Genomic DNA, 15,764 nt, shown 5'->3' with positions numbered 1-15,764 from the left:
CACCGACACTTACGGAGAATCATGAAGAAGACCATGTTCGGCACTGCGATCGCCGCAACGGCCCTGCTCGCCGCCGCCTGCGGTTCCGACACCGGCACCACCGACTCGGCCGAGGCCGTCGTCGTGTCCGAAGCCTGGGTCAAGGCATCCGACACCGGGATGACCGGTGCCTTCGCCGAGATCGAGAACACCGGCAGCAGTGACGTGCACATCGTCGGCGCGTCCAGTCCTGCATCCGCCACCACGGAACTGCACGAGATGGTGTCGTCCGGCGGCGCCTCGATGGTGATGCAGGAGATGGGGGACGGGCTCGTCATCCCCGCGGACACCGTGCACAGCCTCGCGCCCGGCGGCGACCACCTCATGCTCATGGACCTCGTGGAGCCTCTGCGACCCGGGAGCACGGTGACCTTCACACTCGAGTTCGCGGACGGATCGACCGAGGAGTTCACGGCCCAGGTCCGCGACTTCGCCGGGGCACAGGAGGAGTACGTGCCGTCCCACGACGGGGCAGCCCACGATGGCTAGGTTCACTCGACGCACCCTGCTCGGGGGCGGTGTCGCCGCGCTGGGTGCAGCAGGACTCGGCGCGGTCGGAGGTGGGACGGCGGTCGCGTCCCGCATCTCCGAACCGATCGGCGCGCGGACCGTGGAGATCCACGGCACCCATCAGGCCGGTATCGACACCCCCGCGCAGTCCTTCGCGTCGTTCGTGGCATTGGACCTCGCCGAGGGTGTCGATCGTGACGGGCTCGTCGGGATCATGCGGGTGTGGGCCGAGGATTCGCGGCGACTCACCACCGGGACGCCGGCGCTGGGCGACACCGAACCCGAACTCGCCGTCGACCCGGCCCGGCTGACGGTCACGGTCGGCTACGGTCCCGCGGTCTTCGACGCCGCGGGCCTGACCGACCGACGACCCGCGTGGCTGAAGCCGCTGCCGGCCTTCTCGATCGACCGGCTCGAGGAACGATGGTCCGGCGGCGACCTGCTGTTGCAGGTCTGCGCCGACGACCCGGTGACCGTCTCGCACGCGGTCCGCACACTCACCAGGAGTGTGCGATCGGTGGCGACGGTCCGCTGGATCCAGCGAGGGTTCCGGCGTGCGGCCGGCACGCGACCCGACGGGACGACCATGCGCAACCTCATGGGGCAGGTAGACGGCACCGTCAATCCCGCGCCGCGCAGCCCGGACTTCGACCGGCAGGTGTGGAATCCGGGTGACCCGCCGTGGATGGCCGGTGGCACCTCGCTCGTGTTACGCCGGATCCGCATGGAACTCGACACCTGGGACGAGCTGGACCGTCCCGCTCGGGAACTCGCCGTCGGCCGGCGACTGTCGAACGGTGCTCCGCTGACGGGTTCGGAGGAACACGACGATGCCGACTTCGAGGCCACCGACCGGTTCGGTATCCCGGTGATCCCGCCGGAATCGCACGTCGCGCGGGCACGTCCCCGCACCGGCGACGAGCAGTTCCTGCGACGGGGTTACAACTACGACGACCAGGACGGCGTCGGATTGCTGTTCGCCACCTACCAGGTGGACGTGGACCGTCAGTTCGTCCCGGTGCAGCAGCGCCTCGCCGAGCACGACGCGCTGAATCCGTGGATCACGCCGATCGGGTCGGCGGTCTTTCTCGTCCCTCCGGGATTCGGTCCGAAGGGGTATCCCGGCGACACCTTGCTGGGTGACTGAGACAAGGCCGCGACGTATGTGGAATCGAGGTCTAGCCTCGAGGGTGTGACCGAGATTACACAGATACGTCAGGGTTTCGCGTCGCTGCGGGAAGGCGGCTTGAACTGGGACGCCTTCCCGCTCCGGCTCTTCGCGAAGGGCAACGCAGCGCACTGGGATCCGATGGACATCGACTTCTCCCACGACGCCGAGGACTGGGCGTCGCTCAACTCGGAACAACGCCGCAGTTCGACCTATCTGGTCGCGTTGTTCGTCGCCGGCGAGGAGGCCGTCACGCAGGACATCCTTCCGTTCCTCCGCGCCATGGAAGCGGAGGGCCGGTTGGGTGACGAGATGTACCTGACCCAGTTCTGCTACGAGGAGGCCAAGCACGTGCAGGTGTTCCGTCGCTGGATGGACACCGTGGGACTGACATCCGACCTGCACCCGTTCGTTGCCGAGAATCCCTACTACCGGCGGCTGTTCTACGAGGAACTGCCGCACAGCCTGCGCGTGCTCGATCGAGATCCGTCCCCGGCCAATCAGGTCCGCGCGAGTGTCACCTACAACCACGTCATCGAGGGCAGTCTCGCGCTGACGGGCTACTACGCGTGGCAGAAGGTGTGCACCAAGTACGGGATCCTGCCGGGCATGCAGGAGATCATCCGGCGGATCGGCTCCGACGAGCGCCGGCACATGGCCTGGGGCACGTTCACCTGCCGACGGCATGTGGCAGCGGACGACTCGAACTGGAACGTCGTGTTGCAGCGGATGGAGGAGTTGCTTCCCCTCGCGACCGGAATGATTCAGTGGCAGAACGAGCAGTTCGACGAACAGCCCTACGGTCTCGACAACGACGAGTTCATCTCCTATGCGGCCGACCGGGCACAGAGACGGCTCGGCGCAATAGAATCCGCGCGCGGACGCCCGCTGGAGGAGATCGATCTCGATTTCGCTCCCGCCGTGCTCGAGGACCGTTTCGGGGACGAGGACGCCGCCGCGCTCGCTGCGGTTCCGGCTCCCGACCGCACCCCGGCGGACTGAGCAGGGTCGATCGGAGACAGGAGATCGATCAGAGCAGCATGCCGGCGAGGATCGCGATCAGCACGAGAACGGCGACCACCCCGATGACGACCGTTCTCGTGTTGCCGGTGTTCTCGTCTGCGGTGCCCGTGGTGAGCACCGGAACGGGTGTGGCCTCCTTCCTCGCGGCTCCGCGGTTCTCGGCGGTGCTCTCGGCCCCGAGACGTCTCTCCTCGAGTTCGCGCAGCCGAGCGAAACCGCCGGTGAGTACGTCGGTTTCGTCGTAGGAAGGTGGAAGTCCGATCCGGGTCTTGTTGGTCTCGCGTGCCGGCGTGAATCCGGCCGCGAGGATCGCGGCGCCGAGCGCCGCCGTCTGTTCCGGGCCCGGCCCGACGAGGCTGCGCACCGTGAGCTTCGTGGCGAGGCTGTTCGCGATCTCCTGGATGTGGGTGCGATCTCGTGCGACGAGACCGTCGCCCATGACGACGACGGCCTCGAGATTGTCCGGTATCCAGCCGAACGATCCGAGGGCCGTGGCGAGTTGGGCCGCCGGGGACGGTGCGCCCTGGGCGGGGGTGCGGTAGGCCTTGCCGGCGGGCACGCCCGAGCGTACGAGGGTGACGGTCGAGCCGCCGTCGTCGAGATGGAAGACCCCCACGAGTTGGCCAGGGGTCTCGGAGATCTCGGAGGCGTACCAGGCGGCGGCCGCCTGCGCGTCGGACACGAGATCCACGTGCCGCAGATTCGCGTAGTCCAGGGCGGCACGCAAGGTCGCGATGGTGTCCGGATCCCAGTGCGACGGGTAGGTGGCGGCGTAGCCGGGGTCGCTGTCCCGGTCCATGCCGCCGAAGGTCGGCAACGGGTGACACTCCCGCAACAGGCAGTGGATGGCGGTGGCCATCGCGTCCTCGGCGCGGTACATGCGACCGTCGCTCGCGGTGATGCCCGAGGCGTCGCCGACCCGCGTGAGGAAGCCCGCGATCGTGCGTGCTTCGTCCCCGTGCGCCACGCTGCCGAGCGACGTGTTGCCGTCGTGGTCGACGTGCAGGACGGAGTCGCGGGCGAGGACGACAGGGTCGGGAGTGCCGGGTTCGTTGGATGCGATGACCGCCGTGGACACGACTCGCCCGATCCGGAGGCCGACACCGATTGCCATGTCTTCCCTTCCTCGAGAGGCTGCTCGTCCGTCGTGCTGCCGAGGACCCGACTCGCTCCGGGTGCGCCGGACAAATGCACCGCTTCGGGCGCGAAGAACGATTGTGGCAGACAGGGAGGGAAGTGCCGACCTTACTTTCCGGTAAGTACGTGTTACAGTCCGTACCGCCGTGACGAGGGACACACGGTTCCGGTGGATCCAGGTGGAGGAACAACATGGTGGGGCGCGCTCGGAAGTGGATGGCCGCGGCGGTGACGACGACCGTCCTTGCTGGCGGAATTCTCGGAACCGCGGCGACAGCGGGAGCCGAGACGGACTTCTATCTCCCGCCCGACCCGCTGCCGACGGGTGCTCCCGGCGACGTCCTGCGCACGGCACCGTCCGATCTGGCATTGCGCGCACCGGTCGCCGACGGCATCTTCCCGGGTCAGGGCACCAAGCTGCTGTACCGCAGCAACGACGCCAAGGGCGCACCCAACGCGGTGAGCGGCACCTACATCGAGCCGTCGACGCCGTGGAACGGTCCCGGCGACCGGCCGCTCGTCGCGCTGGCCGTCGGTACCCACGGTCAGGGTGACCAGTGCGCGCCGTCCCGCAATCTCGGCGCGCTCGTCAACTATAATCCGCCCCTCGACTTCTTCACCGAGTACGAGGTGCTGTCGATCAACGCGCTGCTGCTGCGCGGCATCGCCGTGGTCGTCACCGACTACGACGGTCTCGGTACGCCGGGGCACCACACCTACGTGAACCGCGCCGCCGAAGCCCACGCGGTGCTCGACTCGGTGCGCGCGGCGCTGAAGCTCGAGAACGCGTCGGTGACCGAGAACAGCCCGGTCGGCCTCTTCGGTTACTCGCAGGGCGGCGGCGCGTCGGGCGCTGCGGCCGAGCTCGCTCCCGAGTACGCCCCCGAACTGAACCTCGTCGGCGCCTACGTGGGTGCTCCGCCCGCCGACCTCGTGGCCACGTTGAAGCAGATCGACGGCACGCTGCTCACCGGTGCCATCGGGTACACGATCAACGGTCTGGCCGACGCCTACCCGGAGATCCGCGACGAGATCGACGCCGAGATCAGTGATCGCGGCCGCAAGATGCTCGCGGCCGTGGCGAACCAGTGCGTCCCGGAGACGGTGGCGAATTTCGCATTCCAGCGCACCGGCGACTACACCCGCACGGGTGAGCCCCTCGATGTCGTGCTCGACCGCCTGCCCCAGGTCCAGAAGATCCTCGCGGAGCAGCGCATCGGCAACCGCACGCCTGCCGTGCCCGTCCTCCTCCAGCACGGCACGCAGGACGACACGGTCCCCTACGGTCAGGGCCGTCAGCTGGCGCTGGACTGGTGCGATCAGGGCGCGACGGTGCAGTTCCTGCCCAACACGACGCCGCCGATCCTGCCCGGCTTCATCATCAACCATGCGGTGCCCATGATCGGCGGACTGCCCGACTCCGTCGCGTACATCGAAGCGCGACTGCGCGGTGAGCCCGCACCGTCGAACTGTGGAGCCTTCTGACGCTCCTTCGAATCCGCAATCGATCCGGCCCGCACTCCCTTCCGGGGGTGCGGGCCGGATTCGTGTGCAGGGTCTACACCGAGTGACGGGTGTCGATGATCCGGCGCGCGACGTTCGTCTCGGTCGACGGGCCCGGTTCCCAGCGGGAGATCCACGGACCGGTGCCCTCGCTCGGATCGAGCACACCGCGCTCGAGCCACTCGTATCTGCCCTCGAGAACGCCGGCCGCGGTGCGACGATCCTCGGCGTCGGTGTTCGTCCACAGGGCGTCGAACAACTTCTCCACGCGCAGCCGCGACTGCTTGCAGAACGCGTCGGCCAGTTCGAAGGCCGCGTCGGCTCCCGGGTGCCCGTCGACGCGTTGCCGTTCGGCGCGCACGCACACGGCGGTCGCGGCGAACAGCTCGGCTCCGATGTCGACGATCCGTCCGAGGAAGTTCTCCCGCTTCTCGAGTCCGGCCTGCCAGCGGGCCATCCCGTAGAATGTCGAGCGGGCGAGCTTGCGCGAGCTGCGTTCGATGTACCTCAGATGTGTTGCCAGAAAACCGAATTCGTTGTAGGTCCGCGGTAGCTGTCCCTTGCCGGTGACGAGTTTCGGGAGCCATCGGGCGTAGAACCCACTCGCCCGTACCGCGGCCTGCGCCTTCTCCTTGCCCGTCGAATCGGGGTCGGCGAGTTCGCCGGCTGCGCGCAGGTGGGCGTCGACCGCCTCGCGGGCGACGAGGAGACGCATGATCTCGCTCGACCCCTCGAAGATGCGGTTGATCCGCAGGTCGCGGACGAGTTGCTCTGCGGGAACGGCCCGTTCGCCGCGCGCCGCCAGCGACTCGGCGGTCTCGTAGCCGCGTCCGCCGCGGATCTGCACGAGTTCGTCGGCGATGAGGCATCCCATCTCGCTCGCCCACAACTTCGCCAGTGCCGCCTCGATGCGGATGTCGTTGCGCTGTTCGTCGTTCATCTGGCCCGACAGTTCGACGACGGACTCGAGTGCGTAGGTGGTCGCGGCGATGAACGAGATCTTCGCGGCGACGGCCTCGTGCTCACCGACCGGCTTGCCCCACTGCACCCGCTCCGACGACCATTCGCGGGCGATCTTCAGCGCCCACTTGCCGGCACCCGAGCACATCGCGGGGATGGCGAGGCGACCGGCGTTGAGCGTCGTCAACGCGATCTTCAGCCCATCGCCCTCACGTCCGATGAGGTTCTCCTTCGGAACCCGCACCTTGTGCAGCCGGGTCACGCCGTTCTCGATGCCGCGCAGGCCCATGAAGGAGTTGCGGCGTTCGACGGTGATGCCGGGTGAATCCGCTTCCACGACGAAGGCGGAGATCCCGCCGCGATGGCCTTCGCTCTTCGGTACGCGGGCCATGACGACGAGCAGTTCGGCGACCACCCCGTTGGTCGTCCACAGCTTGACGCCCTCGAGTTCGTAGGCGCTGCCGTCCTCGACCGGGATGGCGGTGGACGCGAGTCGGGCGGGGTCGGACCCGACGTCGGGTTCGGTGAGCAGGAAAGCCGAGATGGCGCCGCGCGCGCATCGCGGCAGGAAGCGCTGCTTCTGCTCAGGGGTGCCGGCGAGCTTGAGCGGTTCCGGCACACCGATCGACTGATGGGCCGACAGCAGCGCGCCGATGCTGGGATGCACGCAGGCGACGACCGTCAGGGCCCGGTTGTAGGCGACCTGCGACAGCCCGAGGCCGCCGTACTCCTGCGGGATCTTCATGCCGAAGCAGCCGAGTTCGGCCAGCTCGCGGACGTATTCGTCGGGTATCCGCGCGTCGCGTTCGATGCGGCCGCCGTCCATCGAACTGCACGCGGCGCGCAGGCGTGCGAGGAACTCCTCGGTACGGGAGTCCTCGTCGGGTGTCGGTCGCGGGAAGGGGTGGACGAGGTCGAGGGTGAGCCGTCCGAGGAACAGTTCCTTCGCGAAGGACGGCTTGTTCCACTCGGATTCGCGCGCCTGCTCCGCTACTTCACGAGCCTGCCGCTCGGTGACCTGTGGGGTTCGGGCATCGGCGCTCTCTGCCATGACTGCCTCCGGGTCGCGTGCCTACTGGTGAGTATGCACCCGGATATGCCTCTTATCACAGGTTCGGCCGAGTCGATCATGAAGCAGTTGGATGTGAACTAGATCACTACCGCGGAAGTCGTCGGGGACGTGCGGGTACTCCCGGACGCGCCTACGCTCGAATAGTCACCGACGACGTGCCCCGCCCGTCACTCGCCGATCCCCATCGCGGATCGGAACGGAGGTGGCCATGGAATTCCTGGCCTTCGTCCCCGTCCTGCTCACTTTCCTCGGCGCGCTCTACTTCGCGGCGTGCCTCATCGTCGACCGCGAGATCCGATCGGCGGAACGAGAATTCGGCACCGCGGACGGCGATCAGGCCTCCGAGGTGTCGGTGGACTCGGGGGAGACCGGCGTCGAGGCGGCCTCGTCGGTCGTCGTCGCCGCGGACTCCGCGGGCCGCACGCGCGGCGGTTCCGGAGCGATCGGAGGGTGATCCGGCCGTCGTCGCCGGTAGAACACGACCCCGCCTGCGGCCACGACGGCAACCGCGCCGGCGACGACGAGACCGAACCGCCTGCCCGTGCGCTCCGGACGAGAGGACGACTTCGCGGCACACCGCTCGGCCGCGGCCCGCCGGGCCACCGAGAGCAGTTCGCCCGCGACGTCCAGACCCTTGCGTGCTGCGAACAGTCCGGCCGCACTCGAGCCCTGCGCGAGAGCTACCGCGCCCTCGCCGGCCACGCGGAGAGCACCCGCGAGATTGCCGGATTCGTCGTGGCGTCGCACGAATGCCGGAAGCCACACGTCGTCGGTCTCGGCATGAATCAGCTTGCTCATGCGTCCACTCTTCCATACCGCCCGGACCTGTGGTCGTGACCGGAGAGCGTGTCCCGCGCCGCCTGTCCTGCCCGGGAAGCGGGCAATGGCACCATGGTGGGGTGACTTCACCGCATCAGACAGCAACGGCCACGCTCCACACGAACCGCGGCGACATCGCGATTGCGCTTTTCGGCAACCACGCGCCGAAGACCGTCGAGAACTTCGTCGGCCTGGCTCAGGGCACCAAGGAGTACAAGACCCAGAACGCCAAGGGCGAGACCAGCGGTCCGTTCTACGACGGCGCGGTCTTCCACCGCGTCATCGACGGCTTCATGATCCAGGGTGGCGACCCCACCGGCACCGGCCGCGGCGGCCCGGGCTACCAGTTCGCCGACGAGTTCCACCCCGAGCTGCAGTTCGACCGCGGCTACCTGCTCGCGATGGCGAACGCCGGCCCGGGCACCAACGGCTCGCAGTTCTTCATCACCGTCGGCCCGACCCCGCACCTCAACCGTCGCCACACCATCTTCGGTGAGGTCGTCGACGCCGAGTCGAAGAAGGTCGTCGACGCGATCGCGACCACCGCCACCGACCGCGCCGATCGCCCGGTCGACGACGTCGTGATCAACAGCATCACCATCTCCTGAGAGAGTTCCCATGACGAACCCCGGCTGGGGCTCCGCGGCCGAGGGTGGTGGCCCGCAACCCCAGCCGCGGTGCGTTCGCCATCCCGACCGCCCGACCCTTCTCGCCTGCTCCCGATGCGGCCGGCCCGCGTGCCCCGAGTGCCTGCGTCCCGCCTCGGTCGGTCAGCACTGCGTCGACTGCGTCGCCGCGGCCGAACGGTCGACACCGCAGGCCCGAACCATCGCCGGCGCACCCGTCCGTTCCGATCGGCCCTCGCCGATCGTGACGTACGTGTTCATCGCGCTGAATGTGCTCGTCTTCGGCATCACCGCCGCGCAGTCGGGCAGCGTGATGACCAACGAGCAGGGCTCGGCGCTGTTCCTCGACTGGGCGTTGTGGCCGCCCATCATCGCCGCGCACGGCGAGTACATCCGGATCCTCGGCAGCGGATTCCTGCACTTCGGCCTGCTCCACCTGGCCGTCAACATGTTCGCCCTGTGGGTGATCGGACGCGACACCGAACTCGTGCTCGGACGCGCCCGGTACCTCTCGGTCTACCTCGTGTCGATCCTCGGCGGGTCCGCCGCAGTGATGTTCATGGAGACCGGAGCGGTCACCGCCGGAGCGTCGGGAGCGGTCTTCGGTCTGCTCGGCGCGCAGGCCGTCATCCTGCTGCGCCTGCGTCGCAGCCCGGCACCCGTGCTGACCATCGTCGGCCTCAACGTGATCATCAGCATCACCGTCCCGGGCATCTCCCTGTGGGGTCACCTGGGCGGTCTCGTCGCCGGTGCCGCCGCGACAGCGGCCCTGCTCTACGCCCCGCAGTATCTCGGTGCCGGCACCGACCGGGACCGCATCGTGCGCACCGGATGGATCGCGCTGGTCGCGGTCGTCGCGGTGACGCTGGTCGCGATCGTGCTCGCCGTCGTGCGGCTACGCGATCAACTGGGTGTCTGATCGGGCGCGAGATCGCGCATCGCCAGCGCGGCGTGCACGTTCCGCGGGTCGGTGCCCAGATCCCACCGGCCGAAGATCATCAGGTTCTCCGTGCCGGTCGCGGGGTCGATCGTGTCGATCTCGAGCATCGGCACGCGCCGCCCGAAGCGCGGGTACTCGACGATCCGCACGCGGTGCAGGGCCGCGCGCAGGAACTCGCGACGACCCGTCAACCGCATCGTCGCGATCCCCGTTCCTCCGGGGAGCACTTCGAGACGCGGACGCTGCCGCAGCGCGAGCGCGACCATCACGAGGACGAGCACCGCCGCGAAACCCACCAGTACGCGACCGGCCGCGTCGGGAACCGCAACCGCGGCGGTCACGGCCAAGGCGATACCGGCGGCCGACAACGCCGCTATCGCGGCGGGCGGCGTCGCCCACCGCAGCGGTGTCTCGTCGGGCATCTGCGTCCTCTTCCGATCCGTTCCCCGGGGACCTCTCACCGGGTTGTGCACAGTGTTATCCCCAGGTGGGGATGAATAACATCGGTGTAACCCGAGCGGGGTGGAGGTCAGCGCCAGTTCATCGTCATGATCAGACCGACCACCATGAACCCGAAACCGATCAGGAAGTTCCAGGCACCGAGATCGTTCATCCACGTGATCTGCTCGGCCGCGAGGTAGTAGACGATCAGCCACAGCAACCCGATGACCATCAGGGCGAGCATCACCGTCACGTACAACGTGCTCGACGGCGTGCCCTTGACCTTCACCGGTGTGCGGCTCACCGTCCGGGTCGCGGAGACGTCCTTCTTGCGAACCTTCGACTTGGGCATGGTGTCCTCGTTCTCACGTCTCCACCCGTCGTACACGGATGGAGTGGTCGGTCAACTACCTGTTGAGATCACGCTAACGTAAGGCCAGGATCGGAGGTACGACGTGTCGGAACGACGACTGCGCGCGCCCGTGTGGGGTGTCGCGACCCTCGTCGTCTGCCTCGTGGCCGGTCTGCTCGTGGGTACCACCCGCGGAGTGTCCGAAGGCGACGAACTGCGCGCCGGCGACTCCCCGCGACTGTCCGATCTGGTCCGGGCCGCGCAGGAGAAGGCCGACGAACTGGCCGCCACCCGAGACGATCTCACTACCCGCATCGACGAACTCCAGGACCGTGCCGCGGTGAACGACGAGGACGTCGCCGCGGTGCTCGACGACCTGTCCGCGATCGAGGACCCGGCCGGACTCGTGGCCCGCCGCGGTCCGGGCGTGACCGTCACTCTCACCGACGCACCCCGCGACGCCAACGGACGCTATCCGTCCGGTGCCTCACCCGACGATCTCGTCGTGCACCAGCAGGACGTGCAGAGCGTGCTCAACGCGATGTGGGCCGGCGGTGCCGAGGCCGTGGCCATGCAGGATCAGCGGATCGTCGCGACGTCGGCGCCACGCTGCATCGGCAACACGCTGCTGCTGCACGGACGCACCTACTCACCGCCCTATGTCGTCACCGCGCTCGGCGACCCGGCACGGCTGCAGGCCGCGCTCGACGCCGAGCCCGGTATCCGCATCTACAAGCAGTACGCGGCCCGCTATCAACTCGGCTACACGCAGCAGGCGTCGGAGGATCTGTCGGTCCCCGCCTATACCGGTAGTTCGTCCGCGCGCTGAGCGGTGCCCGGGAGCACTGTCCGAATCGGGCCACCGGGCGGGTCGCCCTCTGCCGGCCACCGGGCGGGTCGCCCTCTACCGGCCACCGGGCGGGTCGCCCTCTACCGGCCACCGGGCGGGTCGCCCTCTACCGGCCACTGAGTACCCTCGTCTCATGCGCATTCTCGTCGTCGACAACTACGACAGCTTCGTCTTCAACCTGGTCCAGTATCTGGGGCAGCTCGGAACGACGGCCGACGTGTGGCGCAACGATGACGAGCGGCTCACCGCACCGGGTGCTCTCGCGCGGGTCGCGAAGGAGTACGACGGCATCCTCCTCAGCCCAGGGCCGGGCACACCCGAACGCGCCGGGGCGAGCATCGATCTGGTCAAGGCATGTGCCGACAGCAGCACTCCGCTGCTCGGTGTGTGCCTCGGCCACCAGTCCATCGGTGTCGCGTTCGGCGCGACCGTCGATCGCGCCCCCGAGCTGCTGCACGGCAAGACCAGCCTGGTTCGTCACAACGGTGCCGGTGTGCTCGCGGGCCTGCCCGATCCGTTCACCGCGACCCGCTACCACTCGCTGACCGTGCTGCCCGAGACGATGCCCGCCGAACTCGAGCCCACCGGCCACACGGAGACCGGCATCGTCATGGCCCTGCGTCACGCCGAGCTGCCGATCCACGGTGTGCAGTTCCACCCCGAATCGGTGCTCACCCAGGGCGGTCACCGCATGCTCGCGAACTGGCTCGCGGCCTGCGGCGAGGCACCGGACGAGACGCTCGTCGCGCGCCTCGAGGCGCAGATGGCACGCGCGCTCGACGGCGGAGCCGCCTGACGCACCCCATTTCCGACGAGAAAGGCGCCGGTCCTTCGAGGATCGGCGCCTTTCGTCGAAAGCTCGTTCAGCGGATGCCGAGCACACCGACGCCCACGGTGAGGGGCTGGTTTTTCGAGATCTCCGAACCCGGCGGCTGGGCCTGCGTGATCACGGTGCCGACGAGATCGACATCGAGTGTGGCCTCACGCGTCTGCTGGAGCTGAGAGGCGTTGCCCGTCCAGCCGGCGCCGCGCAGAGCGGCGAGTGCATCCGACACCGACCGGTTGGTGACGACGGGCATCTCGATGCGGTCGCCGTTGGACACCCGCACCGTCACCGTCGACCCCTGTTCGGTGGAGGCGCCACCGGCCGGACTCGTCGACACGACGGTGCCCTCGGTCTCGCTGGAGTCGATGTTCTCGACGACGACCTCGAAACCGGCACCCTCGATGTTGTCGCTCGCCACCTCGACGGTCTGGCCCACGACGTTGGGGACGCGCACCAGTTCGGGGCCGGATCCCAAAGTGATGGTGATGGGGCTGTCGCGGTCGACGCTGGCTCCCGCACCGGGGCTCTGGTCGACGACGAGGTCCTCGTCGTCGGCATTCGACGGAGCACGTCCGACGTTCGGGTCGAGCCGGAGACCGGCGGCGGACAGCTCCTGGGCTGCGCGTTCCTGCGTCATGCCTTCGAGCCGCGGGATCTGCACCTGTTCCGGTCCTGTCGAGACCTCGAGGGTGACGGTCGAACCCTCCTCGGCCTGGCTCCCGGGCACGGGACGGGTGTTGATGACGTTGCCGTTCGCGACGACCGGATCGCTCTTCTGCTGGATCGAGACCCGGAAGCCGGCGTTCTGCAGCTGGCTCTCGGCGAGCTCGGCGGAGACGTTGCGGACGTCGGGCACCGTGACCTGGGCGGCCGTCGAACCGGGTCCGAGCGACCACAGGAAGACGCCGACGATACCGACCACGGCGAGCGCGGCGATGCCGAGCAGCACCTTTTTGAGAACTGAGCCGCCGCCGGAATCCTCGGCGGGTGCCCCGGCGGCTCCGGCGGCCGCGACGCGGCCGTGCCGCCCCGTGTTGTTGTCGACGGAGTCGATCAGCGTCGTGCGGTCCTCGTCGGTCATCACCATCGGCGCACTCGGACGCTGCCCGCTCAGCACGCGGATCAGGTCGCTGCGCATCTCCGCGGCCGACTGGTAGCGGTTCGCGGGGTTCTTCGCCATCGCCTTGAGGATCACCGAGTCGAGCTCGGGCGGCACCGACGAATTCACCGATGACGGCAGCGGCGGATCCTCCCGCACGTGCTGGTAGGCCACCGCGACGGGCGAGTCGCCTTTGAAGGGGGGCTCGCCGGTGAGGATCTCGAACAGGACGCAGCCCACCGAGTACACGTCGGACCGGGCGTCGACCTGTTCACCGCGCGCCTGCTCCGGGGAGAGGTACTGTGCGGTGCCGATCACCGCGGCGGTCTGCGTCATCGGGCTCGCGGCGTCGGAGATGGCCCGGGCGATGCCGAAGTCCATGACCTTCACCGCGCCGGCCTTGTTGATCATGACGTTGGCCGGCTTCACGTCGCGGTGCACGATCATGTTGCGGTGGCTGAAGTCCAGGGCCGCGCACACGTCGGCGATGATCTCCATCGCCCGCTTGGGGGTCATCGGCCCGTCGGCGCGCACGATGTCGCGCAGCGTGTCGCCCTCGACGTACTCCATGACGATGTACGGGAGCGGCCCGGCCTCGGTCTCGGCCTCACCGGTGTCGTAGACGGCGACGATCGCCGGATGGTTCAGCGCAGCGGCATTCTGCGCTTCGCGCCGAAAGCGCAGGTAGAACGTGGGGTCGCGTGCGAGGTCGGCGCGCAACACCTTGATGGCCACATCCCGGCCGAGCCGCAGATCCCGCGCGAGGTGCACCTCGGACATACCGCCGAAGCCGAGGATCTCACCCAGCTCGTAGCGGGAGGAGAGCTTGCGGGGTGTGGTCATGACGTTCCTTGGTTGTTCGTACCGTTGCTGGTTTCGGATGAATTATCGTCCCCTCCACCGGCGGCCTCGGGGTCGGTCTCGTCGTCGCCGTTACCCTCCGCGCCGCCCGTGCCGCCGTCGCCGCCACCCGTGTCCTCCGCTGTGGTGGTCGTCGTCGTGGTCGGGGCGGTCGTGGTGGTGGGCGGTTGCGTCGTGGTCGGCTCGGTCGTCGGCTCCACCGTGGTCGTCGGCGGCTGCGTCGTCGTCGTGGTCGGAGGAGGCGTGAAGGTCTCCGTCTCGACGGGCGGCGGCAGCGGCACGAACGTCGTCGTGGTGGTCAGCGGCGGACGGGTCGTCGTGGTGGTCGCGCGGGTCGTGGTGAGTTGCGTCGTCGGAGACGGAGCGCGCGGGGTCTCCTCGTCGTCGCCACCCAACAGCACGATTCCCAGCGTCACGAGGGCGAGCACCACTGCCGCACCTGCGGCCCAGGCCAGCGCTGTGGGACTCGGGGACCGTCGTCCGTCATCGTCGGCGGGCACTCCCGTTGTCGGCGGACCTGCCACCGGCGGACGGCCGGCGGTCGGCGGCTGAGCCGAGCGGGGAATCGACGAATAGGCCGTCTGGTCGTACTGCGTCGGGTGCAGGGCACGGGTCGAAGAAGTGTGGGCCGTCCCGGGCACGCCGGGCGGAAGCACGCGGTTGGCGCTGGTCACCGGCGGCACGTTGCCGGGCGGGGGCACGGGCCGTCCGGACCGCACCGCAGCGACGGCGTTGGCGAATTCGCCACCGTTCGAATAGCGGTAGGCCGGGTCCTTCGACATCGCGATCTCGATGAGTTCGCGCACCTCGGGCGGAAGATCCGTCGGCAGCGGCGCCGGGGTCTCCTGGACATGCTTCATCGCGACGGTCACGACGCTGTCGCCGAGGAACGGACGGCGTCCCGACAGCACCTCGTAGCCGACGACGGCCAGCGAGTACACGTCGCTCGCGGACGTCGCCTCCTGACCCAGTGCCTGCTCGGGAGCGATGTACTGTGCGGTGCCCATCACCATGCCGGTGCGGGTGACCGGGGAGGCGTCGACTGCCTTCGCGATACCGAAGTCGGTGATCTTCACCTGGCCCGTCGGGGTGATGAGGATGTTGCCGGGCTTGACGTCGCGGTGCACCACGCCGGCGTTGTGGGCCGCCTGCAGGGCGCGTCCGGTCTGCTCGAGCATGTCGAGCGCGTGCGGCAGCGACAGGCGTCCGAGCCGCGACAGGACGGCGTTGAGCGGTTCGCCGTGTACGAGTTCCATCACGAGATAGGCGATGGACTGGCCCTCGGCGTCGGTGGTCTCGCCGTAGTCGAACACCCCGGCGATGCCGGGATGGTTGAGCTGGGCGGTGGTGCGGGCCTCGAAACGGAACCGGGCGAGGAAGTCCTCGTCGCCGGACAACTCGGCCTTGAGGACCTTCACCGCGACCCGCCGGTCGAGCCGGGTGTCGAGTCCTTCCCACACCTGACCCATTCCGCCGGTCGCGATGAGTCGCTGGAGACGGTAACGGTCGGCGATCATGGCGCCGCTGCTCAGAGCCAT

General features: G+C 68.7%; 15 protein-coding genes. 8 read left to right on the top strand and 7 right to left on the bottom strand.

The window, feature by feature from the left end:
* Positions 1 to 21 precede the first annotated feature (21 nt).
* The 3 genes from BLV31_RS02350 to BLV31_RS02340 are packed head-to-tail and all read left to right on the top strand — an operon-like array spanning position 22 to position 2,719.
* Positions 22 to 528 carry a copper chaperone PCu(A)C gene (locus BLV31_RS02350; protein ID WP_024102556.1) on the top strand — a complete coding sequence of 169 codons (507 nt, stop codon included), beginning with the start codon at positions 22 to 24 and terminating at the stop codon, positions 526 to 528.
* Positions 521 to 1,696, top strand: a complete 1,176-nt coding sequence (locus BLV31_RS02345) for a Dyp-type peroxidase (RefSeq protein ID WP_064061430.1) — start codon at positions 521 to 523, stop codon at positions 1,694 to 1,696. Before BLV31_RS02350 ends, BLV31_RS02345 begins: the two co-directional genes overlap by 8 nt.
* A 45-nt stretch (positions 1,697 to 1,741) precedes the next feature.
* Positions 1,742 to 2,719: a R2-like ligand-binding oxidase gene (locus BLV31_RS02340; RefSeq protein WP_016931505.1), complete on the top strand. Its 978-nt coding sequence runs from the start codon at positions 1,742 to 1,744 to the stop codon at positions 2,717 to 2,719.
* A gap of 28 nt (positions 2,720 to 2,747) precedes the next feature.
* Here the strand turns inward: BLV31_RS02340 and BLV31_RS02335 are convergent, their stop codons facing one another.
* Positions 2,748 to 3,854, bottom strand: a complete 1,107-nt coding sequence (locus BLV31_RS02335; protein ID WP_006550931.1) for a DUF7159 family protein — start codon at positions 3,852 to 3,854, stop codon at positions 2,748 to 2,750.
* Positions 3,855 to 4,069: 215 nt separating this feature from the next.
* On the opposite strand from BLV31_RS02335, the gene BLV31_RS02330 reads away from it, so the two are divergent.
* Positions 4,070 to 5,362, top strand: a complete 1,293-nt coding sequence (locus tag BLV31_RS02330) for a lipase family protein (protein WP_033098094.1) — start codon at positions 4,070 to 4,072, stop codon at positions 5,360 to 5,362.
* A gap of 73 nt (positions 5,363 to 5,435) precedes the next feature.
* Here the strand turns inward: BLV31_RS02330 and BLV31_RS02325 are convergent, their stop codons facing one another.
* Positions 5,436 to 7,391, bottom strand: coding sequence for an acyl-CoA dehydrogenase family protein (locus BLV31_RS02325; RefSeq protein WP_064061431.1), 1,956 nt, complete (start codon positions 7,389 to 7,391; stop codon positions 5,436 to 5,438).
* 354 nt (positions 7,392 to 7,745) lie between these two features.
* On the bottom strand, positions 7,746 to 8,210 hold the full coding sequence (locus BLV31_RS02320; RefSeq protein WP_006550934.1) for a hypothetical protein: 465 nt from the start codon (positions 8,208 to 8,210) through the stop codon (positions 7,746 to 7,748).
* A 101-nt stretch (positions 8,211 to 8,311) separates the two neighbouring features.
* Here BLV31_RS02320 and BLV31_RS02315 point away from each other — a divergent pair, with 101 nt between their 5' ends.
* Positions 8,312 to 8,839, top strand: a complete 528-nt coding sequence (locus BLV31_RS02315) for a peptidylprolyl isomerase (protein ID WP_024102562.1) — start codon at positions 8,312 to 8,314, stop codon at positions 8,837 to 8,839.
* 10 nt (positions 8,840 to 8,849) lie between these two features.
* Positions 8,850 to 9,776 carry a rhomboid family intramembrane serine protease gene (locus BLV31_RS02310; protein ID WP_064061432.1) on the top strand — a complete coding sequence of 309 codons (927 nt, stop codon included), beginning with the start codon at positions 8,850 to 8,852 and terminating at the stop codon, positions 9,774 to 9,776.
* Here BLV31_RS02310 and BLV31_RS02305 read toward each other — a convergent pair.
* Both BLV31_RS02305 and crgA read right to left on the bottom strand, forming a co-directional pair.
* Positions 9,761 to 10,219, bottom strand: coding sequence for a PH domain-containing protein (locus BLV31_RS02305; RefSeq protein WP_064061433.1), 459 nt, complete (start codon positions 10,217 to 10,219; stop codon positions 9,761 to 9,763). The two genes, BLV31_RS02310 and BLV31_RS02305, sit on opposite strands and share 16 nt — an antisense overlap.
* A gap of 107 nt (positions 10,220 to 10,326) precedes the next feature.
* Entirely contained in the window at positions 10,327 to 10,590 is a 264-nt protein-coding gene (crgA, locus tag BLV31_RS02300) for a cell division protein CrgA (RefSeq protein ID WP_006550938.1), read from the bottom strand.
* A 103-nt stretch (positions 10,591 to 10,693) separates the two neighbouring features.
* On the opposite strand from crgA, the gene BLV31_RS02295 reads away from it, so the two are divergent.
* A complete protein-coding gene (locus BLV31_RS02295; RefSeq protein WP_024102564.1) occupies positions 10,694 to 11,419 on the top strand; it encodes a DUF881 domain-containing protein in 726 nt (241 codons plus the stop codon).
* Between the two features lie 154 nt (positions 11,420 to 11,573).
* Positions 11,574 to 12,236 (top strand): aminodeoxychorismate/anthranilate synthase component II, encoded by a 663-nt coding sequence (locus BLV31_RS02290; protein ID WP_006550940.1) that lies wholly within the window; start codon positions 11,574 to 11,576, stop codon positions 12,234 to 12,236.
* Positions 12,237 to 12,303: 67 nt separating this feature from the next.
* On the opposite strand, the gene pknB is transcribed toward BLV31_RS02290, so the two are convergent.
* Together pknB and BLV31_RS02280 are read right to left on the bottom strand one after the other, a co-directional pair.
* Positions 12,304 to 14,208 (bottom strand): Stk1 family PASTA domain-containing Ser/Thr kinase, encoded by a 1,905-nt coding sequence (pknB, locus tag BLV31_RS02285; protein ID WP_006550941.1) that lies wholly within the window; start codon positions 14,206 to 14,208, stop codon positions 12,304 to 12,306.
* Positions 14,205 to 15,764 (bottom strand): serine/threonine-protein kinase, encoded by a 1,560-nt coding sequence (locus BLV31_RS02280; protein ID WP_064061434.1) that lies wholly within the window; start codon positions 15,762 to 15,764, stop codon positions 14,205 to 14,207. Before BLV31_RS02280 ends, pknB begins: the two co-directional genes overlap by 4 nt.

This window comes from Rhodococcus pyridinivorans (assembly GCF_900105195.1).
Lineage (GTDB): Bacteria > Actinomycetota > Actinomycetes > Mycobacteriales > Mycobacteriaceae > Rhodococcus > Rhodococcus pyridinivorans.
Note: the sequence above shows the minus strand (reverse complement) of the source record. Positions and strands in the feature narration are given on the sequence as shown.

Bases quoted from the DNA above. Each gene is read 5' to 3' on its own strand.
- BLV31_RS02350 (WP_024102556.1), top strand. From the start codon at position 22: ATGAAGAAGACCATGTTCGGCACTGCGATCGCCGCAACGGCCCTGCTC.
- BLV31_RS02345 (WP_064061430.1), top strand. From the start codon at position 521: ATGGCTAGGTTCACTCGACGCACCCTGCTCGGGGGCGGTGTCGCCGCG.
- BLV31_RS02335 (WP_006550931.1), bottom strand. From the start codon at position 3,854: ATGGCAATCGGTGTCGGCCTCCGGATCGGGCGAGTCGTGTCCACGGCG.
- BLV31_RS02330 (WP_033098094.1), top strand. From the start codon at position 4,070: ATGGTGGGGCGCGCTCGGAAGTGGATGGCCGCGGCGGTGACGACGACC.
- BLV31_RS02325 (WP_064061431.1), bottom strand. From the start codon at position 7,391: ATGGCAGAGAGCGCCGATGCCCGAACCCCACAGGTCACCGAGCGGCAG.
- BLV31_RS02320 (WP_006550934.1), bottom strand. From the start codon at position 8,210: ATGAGCAAGCTGATTCATGCCGAGACCGACGACGTGTGGCTTCCGGCA.
- BLV31_RS02310 (WP_064061432.1), top strand. From the start codon at position 8,850: ATGACGAACCCCGGCTGGGGCTCCGCGGCCGAGGGTGGTGGCCCGCAA.
- BLV31_RS02305 (WP_064061433.1), bottom strand. From the start codon at position 10,219: ATGCCCGACGAGACACCGCTGCGGTGGGCGACGCCGCCCGCCGCGATA.
- crgA (WP_006550938.1), bottom strand. From the start codon at position 10,590: ATGCCCAAGTCGAAGGTTCGCAAGAAGGACGTCTCCGCGACCCGGACG.
- BLV31_RS02290 (WP_006550940.1), top strand. From the start codon at position 11,574: ATGCGCATTCTCGTCGTCGACAACTACGACAGCTTCGTCTTCAACCTG.
- pknB (WP_006550941.1), bottom strand. From the start codon at position 14,208: ATGACCACACCCCGCAAGCTCTCCTCCCGCTACGAGCTGGGTGAGATC.
- BLV31_RS02280 (WP_064061434.1), bottom strand. From the start codon at position 15,764: ATGGCTCTGAGCAGCGGCGCCATGATCGCCGACCGTTACCGTCTCCAG.